The sequence below is a fragment of the Streptococcus dysgalactiae subsp. dysgalactiae genome, from assembly GCF_900459225.1.
Classification (GTDB): domain Bacteria; phylum Bacillota; class Bacilli; order Lactobacillales; family Streptococcaceae; genus Streptococcus; species Streptococcus dysgalactiae.
The window spans coordinates 361897-380945 of record NZ_UHFH01000003.1; the positions used below are offsets into that span (position 1 = coordinate 361897).

Below are 19049 nucleotides of genomic sequence, written 5' to 3' on the forward strand. Positions count from 1 at the left end.
CCTTGTCAATACGACAGGGTTTTTGAGGATGATAATGGAACATAATTATGAAAAATTTGCATCAGTTTATGATGCCGTGATGGACGATTCTCTATATGACTTGTGGACAGATTTTTCACTTCGACATTTACCAAAGTCTAAGGGCCGAAATCGTTTGTTAGAATTGGCCTGTGGAACTGGTATTCAGTCAGTTCGTTTTGCTCAAGCAGGTTTTGATGTGACTGGCTTAGATTTGAGTCAAGACATGTTGACTATTGCTGAAAAACGGGCTCAGTCTGCTAAAAAGAAAATTGATTTTATTCAAGGTAATATGCTGGATTTGTCACAGGTGGGGCAGTTTGATTTTGTCACTTGCTATTCGGATTCCATTTGTTATATGCAAGATGAGCCTGAGGTAGGTGATGTTTTTAAAGAAGTCTATGATGTTTTAGCGGATGATGGCATCTTTATTTTTGATGTGCATTCAACCTATCAAACAGATGAACTTTTCCCAGGTTACTCCTATCATGAGAACGCAGATGATTTTGCAATGGTTTGGGATACGTATGCTGATGAAGCACCTCATTCTGTTGTTCATGAATTGACATTCTTTCTTCAAGATGAAGATGGGCGTTTTTCTCGCTTTGACGAAGTCCATGAGGAGCGAACGTATGAGTTGTTGACCTATGATATTTTGTTGGAGCAAGCTGGTTTCAAGTTATTTAAGGTCTATGCGGATTTTGAGGATAAGGAGCCGACTGAGACTAGCAAGCGTTGGTTTTTTGTGGCGCAAAAGTGAAGATAGATCTATTTTCTTAGACTGGTCATTGACATGCTTTTAAATCGGTAAATAATCAAGAAGATGAGGATCTTATGACGGTTACAGGTATTATTGCGGAATTTAATCCTTTTCATAATGGGCACAAATACCTCTTGGAGCAAGCGCAAGGCTTAACGCTTGTTGCCATGTCTGGTAATTTTATGCAACGGGGAGAGCCAGCACTTGTGGATAAGTGGACAAGAGCTCAAATGGCATTAGCAAATGGAGCTGACCTAGTGGTTGAGCTCCCTTTTCTGGTTTCTGTGCAATCTGCCGATTATTTTGCTCAAGGGGCTGTGGCTATTTTGGAAAAACTAGGCATTGATCAGTTAATGTTTGGTACAGAAGACTATTTAGATTATCAAAGCTTGGCGACTATTTATGAGGAAAAAGCAGAGCAGATGGCAGCCTATGTGGCTGACTTACCCGAGTATCTGTCTTATCCACAAAAAACACAACACATGTGGCAGGCATTTGCAGACGTGTCGTTTACGGGTGACAAACCTAATCATATTTTAGGCCTGGCTTATACGAAGGCTTGTGCAGGTAAAGGCATTGCTCTGACTCCAATTAAGCGTCAAGGTGCGGGTTATCATTCGAAAAATAAGTCACATCAGTTTGCTTCTGCTACAGCTATTCGTAAACACCTTTCGGACAAAGCATTTGTGGATAAGTCTGTTCCTGACGCTAGCTTATTATTAACTTCTCCACAGGTTTCTTGGGATAACTATTTCCAATTGTTGACTTATCAAATTCTTACTCATGCGGACTTAACACAAATTGTTCAGGTTAATGAAGAGTTGGCAAATAGAATCAGCGCAGCAATTCGGACTGTAAAGACAATAGACGAACTGATTAATCAAGTAGCGACCAAACGTTATACAAAAGCGCGTGTACGGCGCGTGCTGACTTATATTTTGGTCAATGCCATGGAAACTTCACTACCTGAAGCAGTACATGTTTTGGGATTCTCTGATAAGGGGCGTGTCTATCTGAAGTCACTCAAACAACGTGTCTCTATCGTTTCTCGGATTGGATCAGAGCCTTGGGATGCTTTAACCCAACAAGCGGATGCGATTTACCAGTTAGGCAATCCAACTATGGCAGAACAAACTTGGGGACGCTGGCCAATAATGCGAACAGAAAAATAAAATCATTCTTGACCCTCACGTTAGGTCATAGCTTATACTGTTTGTTAAGGTGAGACTGAGAATACTAGTAACTTAGTATCACCTTGCTGAGGAGGAAGTGGTTTGAAGACGGTAAAAGAAGTTAGTCAGTTAGTTGGGCTGAGTGTGCGTACCTTGCATTATTATGATGAGATTGATTTGTTAAAACCAACCTTAGTTGGGGATAATGGCTATCGCTTTTATGATGATTATGCGCTAGTACAGCTTCAAGATATTCTACTGTTTCGCGAATTGGACTTTCCTTTGAAGACCATAAAAACATTACTGGATAGTCCTGCTTATGTTCAAGGGGCAACTCTTGCTGATCAGATTAGATTACTGGAAATGCGTCAACAGCATTTGCAAGAACTTATCCAGCATGCTAGGGCTTTACAAGAAGGAGGAAAACAAATGGGATTTAAGGCTTACGACCATTCTCATATTCAAGTCTTTGAAGAAGAGGTGAAGGAACGTTGGGGAAAAACAGATGCTTATGTGGCTTATGCCACTAAAACTGCTATGAGGCCAGAGCAATTATGGCAAGACATGCGAGAAATCTTTAGGGGCTTTGGAGATATAAAGAATCAAGCTGTATCTAGTCAGGCCGCTCAAAAACAGGTAGCCAAATTACAAGACTATATTAGCCAGAATCTTTATCCTTGTGAAATGGAGATATTAGAAAGTCTAGGGCTTATGTACGTTAGTGATCAGCGTTTCAAAGAGACAATAGATCAGATGGCAGGTATTGGGACAGCTACGTTTGTTAGTCGTGCCATTAGTCACTATTGTCAATCCTAAAAACTGGTTCTTTATTTGTTAGGTAAAAGGTCTATGACCAATCTTGCTATGAATCATTATTACCAAAGGAGACATCTTAATACTCCTTTGTTTTTTTGTTTAGCCATAATGGGACTAATCATTGAAAAAGAATTTCTATGAAATTCTACGAACTTGAGGAAGCTCCCTAATGTAAATGGGCAGTATTGTTATCGAAACTAAAAAGGAAAGATGATATCGTTTGTTATTATATTTAACAGGAATTAAGGTGAGAAAAAAGAAAAACTTGGTATTCCTGAGATTTCCCTGATAAACTAGTGAAAAGTTTTTACATCAGCGGCATACTTAACCGATAAAAAATTAACTAGTTAATAGTTTAAATATGATCTTTTAAAGGAGTATAAACAGTAACCATGAAACCAAAGAACATTTATTATGTTTAATGGGACTTGTCTTGGCCTGCCAATTAAGTTTGGCCGCTTGTTAGTCACAGGTTAAAACGGATAAGATAGCAGAACCTAAAAAGCATCAAACTCATAACAAACTAAGAAAACAAGTGCTTTTAGGAGCAAGAAGAGTGATAAAAAAGCCGGTGTTACTGGGATCGATAAGCCAACCGACGATGGTTTTTTATTGATAGATGAATCACAGATTGAAAGTAAAACGGCAACAGGAATTATCGTGAAACATGATGGTTATAGCCATTTTTTCTTCTATTCTGATTTAAAAGGAAGTAAGTGGGATTATTCAATTCCTAAAGGCTATAAAGATACTTTGCGCCAAGAAACGAGCTCAGCGGCGACATCAAAAGCAAGCACAACAGGTCATCACGGGAATGCACATGCTTCAGATGGTTATGTCTTTAATCCTAATGATATTGTGTCAGAAGATGCTAATGGTTCGTCATGGAAATCACTATCACTATATCTGGAAAAAAGGTTTGGGTGGAGACTGTTCGTCCAACAGTCCAGCAAGGGCCTCAACAAGCCTCCCCAACAAATAGTTCTCCTGCTCATCATAAGGATAACAAGCAACCAAATGGTTCTGAGAATGGTAACTATCATAATAATACTGGTTCTCAGCATAACCATGTGGATCAATTAGGGGCCTATAGGGTTAATGCGGAAGGAAAGAAAGAATTTTCTGGAATTCACTATGCAACAAGTGATGGTTTCTTATTTGATGGTAAGCACATTATCGGAAACACAGAGGATGGTCTGCTAGTGACTCATAATGGTCATAAAGAGGATGTTCATCTTGTTCCTTATTCGTAGTTAGTTGACAGTAAATGAGCGCATTTGATTCCAGAAGACAAGTGTCAATAGGCTGAAAAACATTATCATGGGGAAGCTTATGAAACTCCTAAAACACCTGAAAAAGAACAGGTGATGACAGGTGAAGATTTTGTCAATCAGGCTAAAGACCTTGATACAAAGTTACAACGGATTATTTTAGACAAAATAGAACGTGTTATCCGTACCAATGCTGGGCGTTCAAAAGAAGAATTGTTGCCATTAATTAAGATTGACTTGGAAAATAATATTTTTACCTATCCGCACGATGATCACAGTCATATGGAACCCATTGATGCTTATAAGCCATTCGGTAACAGGGATAAGATTTATGATTTTTTTGATTACAGTCTTTCAGGTAAACCAGAATTGGAAAAACACGATGTAATTGGACCAATTTTCACGAATACCAATAGTTCTCGTGAATTAGATAAGAAAAACTCTCAGAAACTCATCCAGAATTAAAAGAGTAAATTCTAGATATTAATAATTTTTTACGCCTTCAGTTTCTTAGCACAAGATAGCGGTGGTCAGAAAGGTTACGTCAAACAACCAGGCTCTCTTCGTGTTGGAAGTCAAGAGACCTAAGCTGTCACCTATCTCATCAAAAAAGAGCAAACGATTAACAACTTGAAAATAGAAGTGCTAACTCCTCTGGCTAAGGAGCAGTATTTCTTTTAAAAATGGTCAAGTCAGTTGCCGACACATGGTAAATTTGACAAAGGTTTGGTTCTCACAGCAGCCTTCCGTCATGATAAGCATAAAAATACCTAAGCTTTCTTTACAAGAGATCCTAAAAATTTAGACGTGAATATTGGGGGGTATTCCGTGGTGAATTTCACAATGCTAAATTATGGGAAATTAAACTATAAAGGTAACTCGCTTGCCGGCTTCAGTTTCCGGGTAGGTAATGATTTAACATGGAAGAGTGTTCTAGATAGTGGTTTCATTTTTCCGACACCTGTTCCAAATAATGTTAGTATTGAATTTATTCATTGGGGAAGATCAGTAGCTTCTCCAGAAGGAGAAGCTGTCAATAATAAAGTCGAGGCAAGTATTTTCTTGGCTAAATTTGGTCTAAAACGTAATCTTGGGGCGTATGTTCCAAGTGATGCTAAGAATCCGACTAAGGCTGATGATCCAAAACACTTGTACCCGAATAGTGTGACAGATCCTTATGATGAGTCAAAATACATGACCATTATAATCGATGCAGGTGAACACGCAACATTGCGGACACATCCTAAGGAGAGTCGTCAATTAGCGTTTGTAATGCGCCAAGGAACAACATGGAATGAATTTGCCAAAACCTTGGTAAATATAGCAGTGATTCCTGAAAAAGGCTCTGACAAGGTTCAGCCTGGCTGTTTACAAGGAAATAGTGGTTGAACAGACGTCTGATAAGGACAAAAAACGTCTCAAGACAACTGGTTGGATGGATTCATAGAAGCTGATGATAAAGATACTCAAGTAAAAGCAGATGGTGCTAAACCAAGGAAGGAAGCAGAGGCTGAAAAACCAGTAGGACCAAAATCAGAAACCAATAGTCCAGAAAAGGCTGATAAAGAACCTCAAAATGCGACTCCTATTAGTCCATTAACTGATTGGGAAAAACCTAACAAATGGGACTTAGGGGGTGACGAGCCAGTATCTTGAGAACTTGCATCATTACCTCCTGTATCTGAAGATGACGGAGATGATTTATTACCTTAATTCCTAAGAAATGGTTATGTTAACAGATCCTTAAAAAGAAAACTCTGCCAGAACATTGATCGTTCTGAGCGAGGTTTCTTTTGTGTTTTTCCTTGAAAGTTCTTTCTTTTTGAAAGGTAAACCTATATAATGAATATAGGTAACAATTAAAAGGAGACTAAAAGTGAATAAAACAGCAGCTTTAGCTATTTTGACAAGTGGAGCAGATTGATGGCAATATTACGCCCAAGCTATCTTAGTAAAGCAGCAGAAGTCAGGCAACCGTATTCGATTAAATACGTTTTTAAATGCCAAAAGTGGTCTTTGTTCAGAAGATTGTGGGTATTGTGCCCAATCAAAGAAGAGTAAAGCACCTGTTAATCGCTATGGGCTTTTGCCAAAAGATGAGATTATTCGTAAGGCCCTAATTGCTAAGAAAAATAAATCAAGCGTTTTTTGCATTGCTTTGAGTGGTACACGACCTACAACGAGAGAAATTGCCCTTTTATGTGATGCGATTCAAGAAATCAAACACGCTATGGACATGGAAATTTGTCTCTCCATTGGTCTGGTGACTAAAGAACAGATTCAACTCCTAAAAGAGGCTGGGGTTGACCGATTGAACCATAACATTAATACCCCTCGTGAGAATTATGATAAGATTACCACGACACATACCTATCAAGACCGCGTGGATATCCTTGAAATGCTTAATGAAATAGGGGTAGACACTTGTTCAGGTTTTATTTGTGGTATGGGTGAAACGGACCAGCAATTGGTAGATATGGCCTTTGAGCTAAAGGCTTTAGGACCTTATTCTGTTCCAGTTAATTTTTTACTGCCTATCGATGGGACAAAATTAGAGGGGCATCACCAACTAACACCAACAAAATGCCTAAAAATCCTAGTCATGCTCCGCTTATTATTTCCTGAAACAGAGTTGCGAGTTAGTGCAGGTCGTGAATACCATCTGGGGGAACTCCAACAAATGGCCTTGTTAATTGTAGATTCTATCTTTTTAGGGAATTACCTGACTGAAAAGGGAGCAGACATTTCAGACGATCAAAAGATGATTGATCAGTTAGGTTTAGCTGTTGAGGGAGTTTGTTAGGTCTAGCAATTGACTTGTTAGTTACAACCTATTACGGTGTATTGCCTGCCTTGGAATTCTTAATTTACTATCTTTTTTGAAAGTGCTATAATAAGAGAGTTAAGATTCCTTTCGACTGAGTAGGTTGGAAAAGAAGACTATTAAATTTGTTATTAAGAGGAGACTAAAATGGGACGTAAGTGGGCAAATATTGTTGCTAAGAAAACGGCTAAAGATGGAGCAACTTCAAAAGTTTATGCTAAGTTTGGTGTGGAAATTTATGTGGCTGCCAAACAAGGTGATCCAGATCCAGAGCTAAACACAGCCCTTAAATTTGTTATTGATCGTGCGAAACAGGCACAAGTTCCAAAACACGTTATCGATAAAGCTATTGAGAAAGCAAAAGGTAATACAGATGAAACCTTCGTTGAGGGTCGCTACGAAGGCTTTGGACCAAATGGTTCAATGATCATTGTGGATACCCTAACGTCAAATGTTAACCGTACGGCTGCCAATGTCCGCACAGCTTATGGTAAAAACGGAGGGAACATGGGGGCTGCTGGTTCAGTATCTTACATGTTTGATAAAAAAGGGGTTATCGTTTTTGCAGGAGACGATGCTGACAGTATCTTTGAACTGTTACTAGAAGCAGATGTTGAAGTTGATGATGTTGAGGCAGAAGAAGGAACAATCACTGTTTACACTGCTCCAACAGATCTTCATAAGGCTATCTTGGCTCTTCGTGAATCAGGTATTGCTGAATTCCAAGTCACAGAGCTTGAAATGATTCCTCAATCAGAAGTAACGCTTGAAGGTGATGATTTTGCGACTTTTGAAAAATTAGTAGACGCTTTGGAATCTGACGATGATGTTCAAAAAGTTTACCATAACGTTGCAGATTTTTAATCTAAACAAGCAAAGGAAGAGCTGAAAATGGATTTCGGCTCTTTTTGAAACGTTATCTAAGAAACTGTTGCTAAAAAGATGTTAGGTTATTTGCTTTATTCATAAAAAAGGTAATAGCAAAAGTGTATCAGCTTGATAGGAATTAATTATTAGTTAACTCTAATTAAAAATGGTAAACTAGATACAAGAACAAAAAGGAGAGATAGGATGATTAAAAAACAATATTTAGGAATGGCAACAATTGCCCTAGCATCAACCCTTGTGCTAGCAGCTTGTGGGTCATCAAAAACAGCTGAGTCAGGAAATCAGGGGAGTTCTAAAGAAGTCCTATTTGCAACGGTTGGAACAACAGCTCCCTTTTCTTATGAAAAAGATGGTCAACTAACTGGTTACGATATTGAGGTGGCTAAAGCAGTCTTTAAAGGATCGGATGATTACAAGGTGTCCTTTAAGAAAACAGAATGGTCTTCTATCTTTACAGGTTTGGACTCAGGAAAATACCAAATGGGTGGTAACAATATTTCCTTTACCAAAGAGCGTTCAGCTAAATACCTCTTTTCCTATCCAATCGGCTCAACACCGTCTGTTTTAGTTGTTCCAAAAGATAGTGATATCAAATCTTATGATGATATTGAGGGGCATTCTACTCAAGTCGTTCAAGGAACAACCAGTGTTGCCCAGCTAGAAGCCTTTAATAAGGAACACAGTGACAAACCGGTTACTCTAAAATTCACCAATGAGAACATTACCCAGATATTAACCAATTTAAGTGAAGGCAAGGCAGACTTCAAGATTTTTGACGCCCCAACCGTTAATACCATTATTAATAATCAAGGGTTAGATAATCTCAAAACAATTGAACTTACCTCAATAGAGCAACCATTTATTTATTTTATCTTCAGTCAAGATCAAGAGAAATTGCAAAGCTTTGTTAACAAGCGTATTAAAGAATTGACTGCTGACGGAACTCTTAGCAAGCTTGCCAAAGAGCACCTTGGCGGTGATTATGTGCCATCAGATAAAGAATTAAAACTTCCTAAAGCTAACTAAACCATCTATTAACCAGTTGTCCATCTAGGAGACTGGTTTTTTTGTCAATCGATATATAGTTTTTAACTATATATTTTCCTAAAAAATGTCAATTTGAAAACTATAACAACTTAAGCTAAACTAAAACACATAGAAAGCAGAAAGGAATTAAGAAATGACAATAAAACGATTTGTAACCATTTTAGGAGTGACTGCCTGTGCTGGGTTAGTCTTGACAGCTTGTTCTGGTAAAAAAGAAGACGCTACAACCGTCACTGTTGGTTTAATGACAAAAACAGCTTCAGATGAGGCGCGTTGGGACAAAATTGAGGAGACCTTGAAGAAAGATGGGATCAAACTAGTCTATAAAGAATTCACGGATTATTCGCAACCCAATAAGGCTGTCGCCTCTGGCGAAGTAGATATCAATGCCTTCCAAACTTATAATTACCAAGATAACTGGAACAAAGAAAATAAGGGCAACCTGGTGACTATTGCTGAAACTTATATTAGTCCTCTTAACCTCTTTTCTGGAACAGATCAGGCTGGCAACGTCAAATATCAGTCAGTAGATGATTTGCCCAAAGGAGCTCAAATTGCTATTCAAAATGATGCCACAAATGCTAGCCGTGCCCTCTTTGTGTTACAAGGTGCGGGGTTGATTACCTTAAATGTTTCCAGTGATAAGTTAGCCAGTCAAGCTAATATTTTGGAGAATAAAAAAGACATCACTATTAAAGAGTTGGATACCAGTCAAACAGCGCGTGCGCTCAAATCTGTCGATGCAGCTATCGTCAACAATAACTATGCCGTCCCGGCTAAATTAGACTATAGGTCATCGCTATATAAAGAAAAGGCGGACGAAAATGCCAAGCAGTGGTTTAATATCTTAACAGGAAAGAAAGGTTGGGAAAAGTCACCTAAAGCTAAAGCCATTAAAGCCCTCGTCAAGGCATACCAAACCGATGAGGTCAAAAAGATTATTATTAAGACATCCAACGGAGTTGATTTGCCGGTTTGGGACAATTAAGACTAAAGAAGCGATTCTCAACCTCTAAAAAGTCTAAGCTTTTTTAAAATCTTGGGCTTTTTAAAATATCAATATATAGTTTTAAACTATATATAATCCTAACTATTTCCAATTTGAAAACTATATCTGAATAAGATAGAATAGACACAGTTATTAAATGAATTGAGGATAGATGAATGACATTAAAAAAAGTTATTGGATTAGTTGGGATTGCTCTTGCATCAACAGTATTGGTGGCGTGTTCAGGACAACAAGATGATAAAAATACCTTAACGATTGGGGTCATGACAAAAACATCATCAGACCAAGCCAGATGGGACAAAGTTGAAGAACTGTTGAAAAAAGACAAGATTACCTTGAAGTACAAAGAATTCACAGATTATTCCCAACCTAACAAAGCTGTTGCCAATGGTGAGGTTGATATTAATGCCTTCCAACACTATAATTTCTTGAACAACTGGAACAAGGAAAATAAGGAACATTTGGTGGCTATTGCTGATACCTACATCAGTCCAATTAACCTTTTCTCTGGAACTAGTCAAGATGGGAAAGCTAAATACAAGTCAGTGGCTGATCTGCCAAATGGTGCTCAAATTGCAGTACCAAATGATGCGACCAATGAAAGCCGTGCCCTCTATGTTCTGCAATCAGCTGGTCTCATTAAATTGAATGTTTCTGGTGATCAATTAGCAACCATTGCTAATATTTCAGAAAACAAAAAGAAATTAGATATCAAGGAATTAGATGCTAGCCAAACTGCACGCGCCTTGGTATCGTCTGATGCGGCTATTGTCAATAATAGTTACGCTGTTCCTGCAAAAATTGACTACAAAACCTCTCTTTTCAAAGAAAAAGCAGATGACAATTCAAAACAGTGGATTAACATTATTGCAGGTCAAAAAGATTGGGAAAAATCAGAGAAGGCTGATGCTATTAAAAAACTCATCAAGGCCTACCAAACTGATGACGTGAAGAAGGTAGTTGATAAGACTTCAAATGGTGTTGATGTGCCCGTATGGTAAAGCTTTAACAATTGTTATAACAGGAGGATAGAGGCGTGTCTAGCACGCCCTTTCTTGCATTAAGGAGGAAAAGTATGGAGATGTCCACAATAGAGGAACAGTTAAAAAATTGTTGGGAGCACCCTATAACTAAAGATTATCTAGTCGTGTTGCGTCAGTTAATTGCTCACCGCTCTATTTTTGCACAACAACTAGGGCTTGAAGAAACTGCTCAGTTTTTAAAAGAGATTTTTAGTGCTGCAGGAGCTCAAGTTATTGTGGATCAGTCCTATGCGGCTCCTTTTGTATTAGCCACCTTTAAGAGCCCTCGACCAGATGCTAAGACAGTCATTTTTTACCAGCACTATGATACGGTACCTGCTGATTCTGACCAAAAATGGTCTAGTGATCCCTTTACCTTAACAGAACGAGAAGGTCATTTGTATGCAAGAGGCGTAGATGATGATAAGGGGCATATCATTGCTAGGTTAACAGCTCTTGTGAAATACCTTTCTCAAGCACAGATTCTGCCTGTTACCATTGTGTTTATGATGGAAGGCGCAGAAGAATCTGCCTCAGTAGACTTAGAAAAATATCTGAAAAAGTATGCAAGGAACTTGCAGGAAGCAGACCTCTTGATTTGGGAACAAGGTATTTGCAATGAACAAGACCAATTGGAATTAACTGGCGGCAATAAAGGAATTTTAACCTTTGATATGACTGTTGAGAGTGCTAAGCTTGATATCCATTCTAAATACGGTGGGGTAATTGATTCAGCAACCTGGTATTTGCTAGAAGCCATCGCTTCTTTACGAGATAGGAAAGGCCGTCTTTTGGTGCCAGCCATTTATGAGCAGGTGCAGGAACCAACTAAGCGAGAACTAGATTTGATTGAGACCTATGCTATCGAACAGTTGGATGATTTAAAAAAGCTTTACGGACTAGAGCTTCCTATGTTACAATCAGAACGGTGTGATTTTTTGAAAACCTATTATTACCAACCGTCCATAGGTATTCAAGGAATACAGTCGGGTTATCAGGGACAGGGCGTCAAAACCATTATTCCTGCACAGGCTTCCGCTAAGATGGAGGTTCGCTTAGTGCCTGGACTTGATCCCAAAATCGTGTTTGAGCAGATTCAAGCTCATTTGTTGGACAAAGGTTTTGATAAGATCAATGTGACCTATACGTTGGGAGAAAAAAGTTATCGTAGTGATTTGTCTGCACCAGCTATTCAACAAGTGATAAATGTGGCGAAGCCCCTTTACCCCAAAGGGTTATCCCTTTTACCAACTTCAGCTGGAACAGGGCCTATGCACACTGTCTTTGAAGCACTTGGGGTTCCAATTGTAGCATTTGGATTGGGTCATGCTAATAGTCGGGATCATGCAGGCGATGAAAATATTGCTATCGCGGATTACTGTCGCCATATCGTACTAATAGAGGAGTTATTAAAATCTTATGAATGAAGCGATTATTCAATTAGATCATATTGATATTACCTTTCATCAAAAAAAACGGGTTATTGAGGCCGTTAAAGATGTCACGGTTCATATTAATCAGGGAGATATTTATGGCATTGTTGGGTATTCAGGTGCTGGGAAATCAACTCTTGTGCGTGTGATTAACCTGCTACAAGCACCAACAAATGGGAAAATCACCGTAGATGGAGACGTAACCTTTGACCAAGGGAAAATTCAATTGTCAGCTGAGGTCCTTCGCCAAAAACGTCGTGATATTGGCATGATTTTTCAACATTTCAATTTAATGGCTCAAAAAACAGCCAAAGAAAATGTTGCCTTCGCTCTCCGCCATTCGTCGTTAAGTAAGACTGAGAAAGAACAGAAAGTTATCGAACTACTAGAACTTGTAGGTTTATCAGAGAGAGCAGATAACTACCCTGCCCAGTTATCGGGTGGGCAAAAACAAAGGGTGGCTATTGCGCGTGCCTTAGCCAATGATCCTAAAATTTTAATTTCAGATGAGGCCACATCAGCACTAGATCCAAAGACTACCAAACAAATCTTGGCTCTCTTGCAGGAATTAAACCGCAAATTTGGCCTCACCATTGTCATGATTACCCATGAAATGCAAATTGTCAAGGATATTTGTAATCGTGTTGCTGTTATGCAGAATGGTGTTTTGATTGAAGAAGGTTCTGTTCTTGATATCTTTTCAAATCCAAAAGAGGCATTGACACAGGAATTTATTACCACTGCAACGGGGATTGATGAGGCTTTAGAAAAAATTAACCAACAAGACATTGTCAAACACTTGCCTGCAGATGCCCTTCTAGTTCAGTTGAAATATGCAGGAACGTCTACTGATGAGCCTTTGCTGAATAGTATTTATCGTCAATTTGAAGTGACAGCTAATATTTTGTATGGGAACATTGAAATTTTAGATTATGTCCCAGTTGGTGAAATGATTGTTGTACTGGAAGGTAATTCAGCGAATATTGCTGCGGCTGAAAAAGCTTTGCATGAAGCTGGTATTGATGTTAGCATTTTGAAGAGAGGAACCTAGATGACACAGTTAATTCAAACCTATTTACCAAATGTTTATGAGCTTGGCTGGTCAGGTGACGCGGGTTGGGGACTGGCTATTTGGAACACTTTATACATGACCATCGTGCCTTTTATTGTTGGTGGGGCCATTGGTCTGTTTGTGGGCTTATTACTTGTACTAATGGGGCCAGGTGGTGTGATTGAAAACAAGTTAGCTTGCTGGATTATTGATAAAATCACTTCTATTTTCCGTGCAATTCCTTTTATCATTTTAATTGCTATTTTAGCTAGCTTTACTTACCTGATTATGGGAACTATTTTGGGAGCAACTGCTGCCTTGGTACCATTGACCTTTGCGACTTTTCCTTTCTTTGCTCGTCAAGTACAGCTTGTTTTTTCAGAACTTGATAAAGGAGTTATTGAAGCAGCACAGGCTTCGGGAGCTACCTTCTGGGATATTGTCAAAGTATATTTGAGCGAGGGTCTCCCTGACTTGATCCGTGTGTCAACTGTAACCTTGATTTCCTTGGTTGGTGAAACAGCGATGGCGGGAGCTATCGGAGCTGGAGGTCTAGGAAATGTGGCCATTTCTTACGGTTACAATCGTTTTAATAATGATGTAACTTGGGTGGCGACTATTATTATTCTTTTAATTATTTTTGCTATCCAATTTATTGGTGATAGCTTGACCAGACGGTTTAGTCACAAATAAACGAAACAACACCCTAAGTTTTTACTTAGGGTGTTGTTGTTTAGACATCATTAGCTTTTTTTCGTTTTACTTAGAATGAGTCCGAGTAGGAATCCAATAATGGCAAAGATAATCCAACCCATTGAAAATTGTCCAAGTGGAACTGTTTCTTGGAAGAAAGTTGTTATTGGCTCTGGCAAGTTGAAGAGACCAGTCATTTGAGAAAGTGTGGATAAGGCATCAAAAATAGCAGGAATAATAGTGAGTCCAATAGTTGTTCGATAAACGATAGGATCATTGTTAAAGTATTTTTGTGCCAAGACAAGGAAAATTAAACCGACTGTTAATGGGTATAAAAGAAATAAAACAGGAGCCGACCAGTTGATGATAACAGATAAACCACCAAAGTAGAAGAAGGCAGAAACCAGAGTAAAAATAGTTGACCAGACAATATGAGATAGAGCAGGAATTAATTTATGGAAATATTCAGCACTTGAGGTGATTAATCCTGTGGAGGTGGTTAGGCAAGCCAAAAAAATGACAATAGCAAGAAAGGCTTGACCGATACTGCCTAGATAGAAACGAGAGGCATGACTTAAAATCTGACCACCATTGACAGGACTACCATTAAGGGTAAAACTGCCATCAATAAAAGGAAACAGGGATTGTGAGGTTGCTCCAATACGGCCAACAAAGATATAGACAAAAGCTAATAAGAAAATAGCAATGGTTCCAGAGATAAAGGTAACTTTGGTAACGTCTTTGTCAGTTTTAGCTCCAAATTGTTTGGTCGCTTCAATGACGAGAATGGCAAAAACAAGTGATGCCAAGGCATCCATGGTGCCATACCCTTGAATCAGTCCTGCAATAAAAGGAAGATCTTTAAAGGCATTGTTAACACCAATCCCTGCGTTGAAGGCATTACCATAACCCCCTGCTGGGTGAACATAAGAAGCAATTACCAAGATAGCAATCACAACTAACAAGGTTGGTGTCAAGAATTTACCGATGTTTTCAGCCAATTTACTAGGTCTAATGGCCAGAAAATAAGATAGCCCAAAGAAAAGAACAGCATAGATAGCTTTATTGGTAAAGTTATCTCCAAAAATCGGTGCAATCCCCACTGAAAAAGAAGTAGCACCTGTTCTTGGGATAGCAAAGAAAGGCCCGATAGAGAGGTATAGAACAGAGGAGTAAAAGATAGCGTACCATTTGGAAATAGGACGTGCTAAGCTTTCCACATCATCTGAACCAGACTTAGCAACAGCAATCACTCCTAAGAGGGGTAAGGAAACACCGGTTAAACAAAAACCAATAATGGACCATAAAATGTTATGACCTGAGTAGATACCTAGAAATGCTGGATAAATGAGGTTGGCAGCTCCGAAAAAGAGGGCAAATAACATAAATCCGATAACAATATATACATTATATACATTTTTTTGTTTCATTTATGAATAGTCTTTCTATTAATACTAATTTGAAGATTCTAACAATTTTAACGATATACATTAAAATGACAACAGAAGCTATTATATCGAAGATTAGTCTTCTCGTCAATAGAGGATCAGTGCAGAAAAAGCGTACTACACTCTTTTTTTCTCTCCTACTCACTCGATTTGACGAATAGCTAGAATTATAGTATTATGAAAAACATGTAACTTTATAACTTTAGTAAGGATGTGACGAATGAAAAAAGTATGTGAACTATGGATTAGGGTCAGCCTAATCAAAAAAATTGGTATTGGTGTGGTCATTGGTGTTATTTTAGGACTTCTTGTTCCTGATTTTACGGGATTAAGCATTCTAGGAAAATTATTTGTAGGTGGTTTAAAATCTATTGCTCCTCTCGTTGTTTTTGCTTTGGTTTCTCAAGCTATTTCTCATCAGAAAAAAGGGAAAGAGACCAATATGACCCTAATCATTGTTCTCTATTTATTTGGGACTTTTGCAGCAGCTTTTGTAGCTGTTTTGACGACCTATTTATTCCCGCTGACCTTGATTTTAAATACGCCAGTCAATACTGAATTTTCAGCACCTCAAGGGGTGGCCGAAGTCTTTCAAACACTCTTACTAAAACTGGTTGATAATCCTATCAATGCCTTGGCGACAGCTAATTATATTGGTGTTTTATCATGGGCTTTAGTCTTTGGACTAGCCTTAAAAGTAGCAAGCAAAGAAACAAAGCATCTTATCAAAACAGCAGCCGATGTAACCTCACAAATTGTGGTTTGGATTATTAATTTGGCGCCAATCGGAATCATGAGTCTAGTTTTTGCGACTATTTCAGAGAATGGCATTGGGATTTTATCTGACTATGCCTTGTTAATTCTTGTTTTAGTGGGGACTATGGCGTTTGTTGCTCTAGTCATTAACCCTCTCATTGGGTTTGTGGTGATGAGACAAAATCCTTATCCTTTGGTGTTAAGATGCTTACGTGAATCAGGTATAACTGCTTTCTTTACAAGAAGTTCAGCCGCTAATATTCCAGTTAACATGCAACTTTGTGAAGATCTTGGTCTAAGTAAAGATACTTATTCGGTGTCAATCCCTCTTGGGGCAACCATCAATATGGGTGGTGCAGCCATTACGATTAATGTTTTGACACTTGCAGCGGTTCACACATTCGGTATTCAAATTGATTTTCTAACGGCTCTCTTATTGAGTGTTGTTGCAGCAGTATCTGCCTGTGGTGCTTCAGGTGTCGCAGGAGGATCATTACTCCTTATCCCAGTAGCATGTAGTTTATTTGGTATCTCAAATGATCTTGCGATGCAGGTTGTTGGTGTTGGCTTTATTGTTGGGGTGATTCAAGACTCATGCGAAACAGCTCTCAATTCATCAACCGACGTCCTTTTCACAGCTATCTCTGAAAATGCCTTTTGGAAACGTAAGCAAGCCTAATGAAGGTAACAAAAATATCTAAAAACGATTCTTGGAGTTCTCCAAGAATCGTTTTTGTTATTTAAGATAGCCAAGATAATCAAATTTTTCAAACGTGTGGTCATTAGCGATGGCCACAATGATAGTATTGGGTTCTAAAGGTTCGAAAGGTTTGACATTGGTATCCAAGGTTTTAACTTCTTTTTGACGCATGCCAATCACATTTAACTCATATTTACGACGAACATCTAGTTCGGAAAGAGATTGCCCTTCCCAACTTTTAGGAATGACAAATTCAATCATCGAAATACCATGTTCCAAGTAGATGATGCTTTCAATATGTCGTCTGAGAAGGTTTGAAGCAACACGTTTTCCGGAATCACGCTCAGGAGTGATGACTTTAGTTGCTCCGATACCATATAGAACTTCTTCAAAAATTTTATTTTTAGCTTTTGCAATAATGGTTGGAACACCCAATTTTTTACAGTGCATGACAGCAAGAACTGAGGATTCCAAGTTATTTCCTGAAGCGATAACTACGGTGTCACAATGTTCAATCCCGACAGCTAGTAAAAATTCTTTGTCAGTAATGTCTCCCACAGCAGCCTTAGTCACTAAATCAGCAACTTCTTTGACATGGCTTTCTCGAATATCAATGGCAATAACATCTTGATCGAAATTACTTAATTCTCTAGCAACAGTACGGCCAAAGATACCAAGACCAAGAACACCGACAGTTTTACGTTTTAACATGTTTTCTCCTTAACCCACTAGAATATCGGTAGTGGCATATTGAATGGTTTTTTCTTTTCGTTGAATTAAACTGATGAGGACAGTGATTGGACCAACACGGCCAACAAACATAAGGACAATAATAATCAGACGTCCTGCTGTTGATAGTTGTGGTGTTAAATCCATGGACACACCAACAGTAGCGATGGCTGAAATGGATTCGAATAAAAGGGGAATCGGAGCAATATTTGGCTCCACACTAAGCAAAAGGATATAGCCTGTCATCAAGACAGCAAAGAAGAAAATGAGTACCGTCATGGTCTGCTTAATAGTTTTATTAGCAATAATGCGATTTCGGAAGGTAACTTCTGATTGTCCAGATAGTTCTGCTTTGAAGAGTAAAAAGGTGATGGCAGCTGTTGTTACTTTGATACCACCAGCAGTTCCTCCAGGAGCACCGCCGATAACCATTTGAATCATATAAAGAATATTGGTGGGTGCCAGAGTATCGTTATAGGAAATTGTTGCAAAACCAGCAGTCCTCATGGTAACTGTTTGGAAGAAAGAGACCATGAATTGTTGAAACAGATTGTAATTGGCAATGGTTTTACTGTTGTCTTTTTCTAAAAACCAAGATAAGAAAGTTCCAAGAACCAGAATGACAGTAGTTGTTTGAATAACTAATCTAGATTGATTGGATAACTTACGAAAGGTTGCACCATAGCAGTGGGGCCGCTCGAAAAAGAATTTTTTGACAGCGAGTCCAAGATCTACCCAAACAGCAAACCCTAAGCCTCCTGAAATAATTAAGAAGGTAACAATAAGATTGAGTGTGGGATTCAAAACAAAGTCTTTGAGACTAGAATTTCCCAAGTTATCAAAGCCGGCATTACAAAAGGCAGAGATGGCTAAAAAGATACTGTTAAAAATGCCATTTTTCCATCCAAAACGAGGAATGAAGTCCGTCATAATGACAAGCGCAGCGATTGCTTCAAGCCCAAAGGTCACTTTATAAGCAAAGAAAAGATAGTGCTTTAAATCCTTACTATCCCCACGATTCAAGGCTGATTGGAGCAAAGTTTGATCGCTCAGCCGCATTTTACGTTTCAAGGCAAAGGTACTCATGGCAATCAGAGTGACCAAACCAAGTCCGCCAATTTGCATGAGCATCATGGTAATGGTTTGTCCGATGCCATTATAGACCTCAGCAACGGGAACAACGGAGAGCCCTGTCACACATACCATTGAAACCACATTAAAGAAATGGTCAAGATAGACAGTTTCAGGTCCGTTTTGATAATGGGTAAAAGGCATGGATAACAAGAGAGTCCCAATCAAAATCACAATCGCAAAACTAAAGGTTAAACGCTGTGTGACCGATAAAGATTTGATAAATGAGCGTTTCATGTTTCCTCCATAATAATATCTCATACTATGATAACAAAAATAAG

General features: G+C 38.6%; 19 protein-coding genes and 1 pseudogene. 17 read left to right on the forward strand and 3 right to left on the reverse strand.

What is annotated here, in order from left to right:
• Positions 1–34 precede the first annotated feature (34 nt).
• The 16 genes and pseudogenes from DYD17_RS02020 to DYD17_RS02090 all read left to right on the forward strand — a co-directional run bounded on the left by DYD17_RS02020 (position 35) and on the right by DYD17_RS02090 (position 14004).
• Complete coding sequence (locus DYD17_RS02020; RefSeq protein ID WP_003049701.1) at positions 35–778, forward strand: class I SAM-dependent DNA methyltransferase; 744 nt, start codon at positions 35–37, stop codon at positions 776–778.
• A 74-nt stretch (positions 779–852) separates the two neighbouring features.
• Positions 853–1950 carry a nucleotidyltransferase gene (locus DYD17_RS02025; RefSeq protein WP_003049703.1) on the forward strand — a complete coding sequence of 366 codons (1098 nt, stop codon included), beginning with the start codon at positions 853–855 and terminating at the stop codon, positions 1948–1950.
• Positions 1951–2052: 102 nt separating this feature from the next.
• A complete protein-coding gene (locus DYD17_RS02030; RefSeq protein WP_115252608.1) occupies positions 2053–2766 on the forward strand; it encodes a MerR family transcriptional regulator in 714 nt (237 codons plus the stop codon).
• Between the two features lie 612 nt (positions 2767–3378).
• Positions 3379–3621: pseudogene (locus DYD17_RS11070) on the forward strand (hypothetical protein); the annotation flags it as partial.
• 29 nt (positions 3622–3650) lie between these two features.
• Complete coding sequence (locus DYD17_RS11075; protein WP_236593297.1) at positions 3651–4019, forward strand: pneumococcal-type histidine triad protein; 369 nt, start codon at positions 3651–3653, stop codon at positions 4017–4019.
• Between the two features lie 114 nt (positions 4020–4133).
• On the forward strand, positions 4134–4502 hold the full coding sequence (locus tag DYD17_RS02045) for a hypothetical protein (RefSeq protein WP_115252611.1): 369 nt from the start codon (positions 4134–4136) through the stop codon (positions 4500–4502).
• Positions 4503–4880: 378 nt separating this feature from the next.
• Positions 4881–5426 carry a hypothetical protein gene (locus DYD17_RS02050; RefSeq protein WP_236593257.1) on the forward strand — a complete coding sequence of 182 codons (546 nt, stop codon included), beginning with the start codon at positions 4881–4883 and terminating at the stop codon, positions 5424–5426.
• Between the two features lie 42 nt (positions 5427–5468).
• Entirely contained in the window at positions 5469–5693 is a 225-nt protein-coding gene (locus tag DYD17_RS11080) for a hypothetical protein (RefSeq protein WP_232009600.1), read from the forward strand.
• A gap of 289 nt (positions 5694–5982) precedes the next feature.
• Positions 5983–6840 carry a biotin synthase BioB gene (gene bioB / locus DYD17_RS02055; RefSeq protein WP_236593292.1) on the forward strand — a complete coding sequence of 286 codons (858 nt, stop codon included), beginning with the start codon at positions 5983–5985 and terminating at the stop codon, positions 6838–6840.
• A gap of 168 nt (positions 6841–7008) precedes the next feature.
• Complete coding sequence (locus tag DYD17_RS02060) at positions 7009–7725, forward strand: YebC/PmpR family DNA-binding transcriptional regulator (protein WP_115252612.1); 717 nt, start codon at positions 7009–7011, stop codon at positions 7723–7725.
• Positions 7726–7932: 207 nt separating this feature from the next.
• Positions 7933–8775, forward strand: coding sequence for an amino acid ABC transporter substrate-binding protein (locus DYD17_RS02065; RefSeq protein ID WP_003049715.1), 843 nt, complete (start codon positions 7933–7935; stop codon positions 8773–8775).
• 154 nt (positions 8776–8929) lie between these two features.
• On the forward strand, positions 8930–9784 hold the full coding sequence (locus DYD17_RS02070; RefSeq protein ID WP_115252613.1) for a MetQ/NlpA family ABC transporter substrate-binding protein: 855 nt from the start codon (positions 8930–8932) through the stop codon (positions 9782–9784).
• A gap of 176 nt (positions 9785–9960) precedes the next feature.
• Entirely contained in the window at positions 9961–10806 is an 846-nt protein-coding gene (locus DYD17_RS02075; protein ID WP_115246669.1) for a MetQ/NlpA family ABC transporter substrate-binding protein, read from the forward strand.
• A 74-nt stretch (positions 10807–10880) separates the two neighbouring features.
• Entirely contained in the window at positions 10881–12254 is a 1374-nt protein-coding gene (locus DYD17_RS02080; protein ID WP_115252614.1) for a M20/M25/M40 family metallo-hydrolase, read from the forward strand.
• Entirely contained in the window at positions 12247–13311 is a 1065-nt protein-coding gene (locus tag DYD17_RS02085; protein WP_003049724.1) for a methionine ABC transporter ATP-binding protein, read from the forward strand. The genes DYD17_RS02080 and DYD17_RS02085 overlap by 8 nt, the downstream gene beginning before the upstream one ends.
• Positions 13312–14004, forward strand: coding sequence for a methionine ABC transporter permease (locus DYD17_RS02090; RefSeq protein WP_115252615.1), 693 nt, complete (start codon positions 13312–13314; stop codon positions 14002–14004). It begins immediately after the preceding gene.
• Positions 14005–14054: 50 nt separating this feature from the next.
• Here the strand turns inward: DYD17_RS02090 and brnQ are convergent, their stop codons facing one another.
• Positions 14055–15434 (reverse strand): branched-chain amino acid transport system II carrier protein, encoded by a 1380-nt coding sequence (gene brnQ / locus DYD17_RS02095; RefSeq protein ID WP_115252616.1) that lies wholly within the window; start codon positions 15432–15434, stop codon positions 14055–14057.
• Between the two features lie 238 nt (positions 15435–15672).
• Here brnQ and sstT point away from each other — a divergent pair, with 238 nt between their 5' ends.
• A complete protein-coding gene (gene sstT, locus DYD17_RS02100; protein ID WP_003049728.1) occupies positions 15673–16887 on the forward strand; it encodes a serine/threonine transporter SstT in 1215 nt (404 codons plus the stop codon).
• A 57-nt stretch (positions 16888–16944) separates the two neighbouring features.
• On the opposite strand, the gene ktrA is transcribed toward sstT, so the two are convergent.
• Positions 16945–17619 (reverse strand): potassium uptake transporter gating subunit KtrA, encoded by a 675-nt coding sequence (gene ktrA, locus DYD17_RS02105; protein WP_002991064.1) that lies wholly within the window; start codon positions 17617–17619, stop codon positions 16945–16947.
• 9 nt (positions 17620–17628) lie between these two features.
• Positions 17629–19005 (reverse strand): potassium uptake transporter channel subunit KtrB, encoded by a 1377-nt coding sequence (gene ktrB, locus DYD17_RS02110; RefSeq protein ID WP_012766594.1) that lies wholly within the window; start codon positions 19003–19005, stop codon positions 17629–17631.
• Positions 19006–19049: the final 44 nt, after the last annotated feature.

Coding starts and splice junctions, on each gene's coding strand:
- DYD17_RS02080 (WP_115252614.1), top strand. CDS start 10,881: ATGGAGATGTCCACAATAGAGGAACAGTTAAAAAATTGTTGGGAGCAC.
- DYD17_RS02075 (WP_115246669.1), top strand. CDS start 9,961: ATGACATTAAAAAAAGTTATTGGATTAGTTGGGATTGCTCTTGCATCA.
- DYD17_RS02085 (WP_003049724.1), top strand. CDS start 12,247: ATGAATGAAGCGATTATTCAATTAGATCATATTGATATTACCTTTCAT.
- DYD17_RS11075 (WP_236593297.1), top strand. CDS start 3,651: ATGGAAATCACTATCACTATATCTGGAAAAAAGGTTTGGGTGGAGACT.
- brnQ (WP_115252616.1), bottom strand. CDS start 15,434: ATGAAACAAAAAAATGTATATAATGTATATATTGTTATCGGATTTATG.
- DYD17_RS02070 (WP_115252613.1), top strand. CDS start 8,930: ATGACAATAAAACGATTTGTAACCATTTTAGGAGTGACTGCCTGTGCT.
- sstT (WP_003049728.1), top strand. CDS start 15,673: ATGAAAAAAGTATGTGAACTATGGATTAGGGTCAGCCTAATCAAAAAA.
- DYD17_RS02060 (WP_115252612.1), top strand. CDS start 7,009: ATGGGACGTAAGTGGGCAAATATTGTTGCTAAGAAAACGGCTAAAGAT.
- DYD17_RS02020 (WP_003049701.1), top strand. CDS start 35: ATGGAACATAATTATGAAAAATTTGCATCAGTTTATGATGCCGTGATG.
- ktrB (WP_012766594.1), bottom strand. CDS start 19,005: ATGAAACGCTCATTTATCAAATCTTTATCGGTCACACAGCGTTTAACC.
- DYD17_RS02090 (WP_115252615.1), top strand. CDS start 13,312: ATGACACAGTTAATTCAAACCTATTTACCAAATGTTTATGAGCTTGGC.
- ktrA (WP_002991064.1), bottom strand. CDS start 17,619: ATGTTAAAACGTAAAACTGTCGGTGTTCTTGGTCTTGGTATCTTTGGC.
- DYD17_RS02045 (WP_115252611.1), top strand. CDS start 4,134: ATGACAGGTGAAGATTTTGTCAATCAGGCTAAAGACCTTGATACAAAG.
- DYD17_RS02050 (WP_236593257.1), top strand. CDS start 4,881: ATGCTAAATTATGGGAAATTAAACTATAAAGGTAACTCGCTTGCCGGC.
- DYD17_RS02065 (WP_003049715.1), top strand. CDS start 7,933: ATGATTAAAAAACAATATTTAGGAATGGCAACAATTGCCCTAGCATCA.
- DYD17_RS02025 (WP_003049703.1), top strand. CDS start 853: ATGACGGTTACAGGTATTATTGCGGAATTTAATCCTTTTCATAATGGG.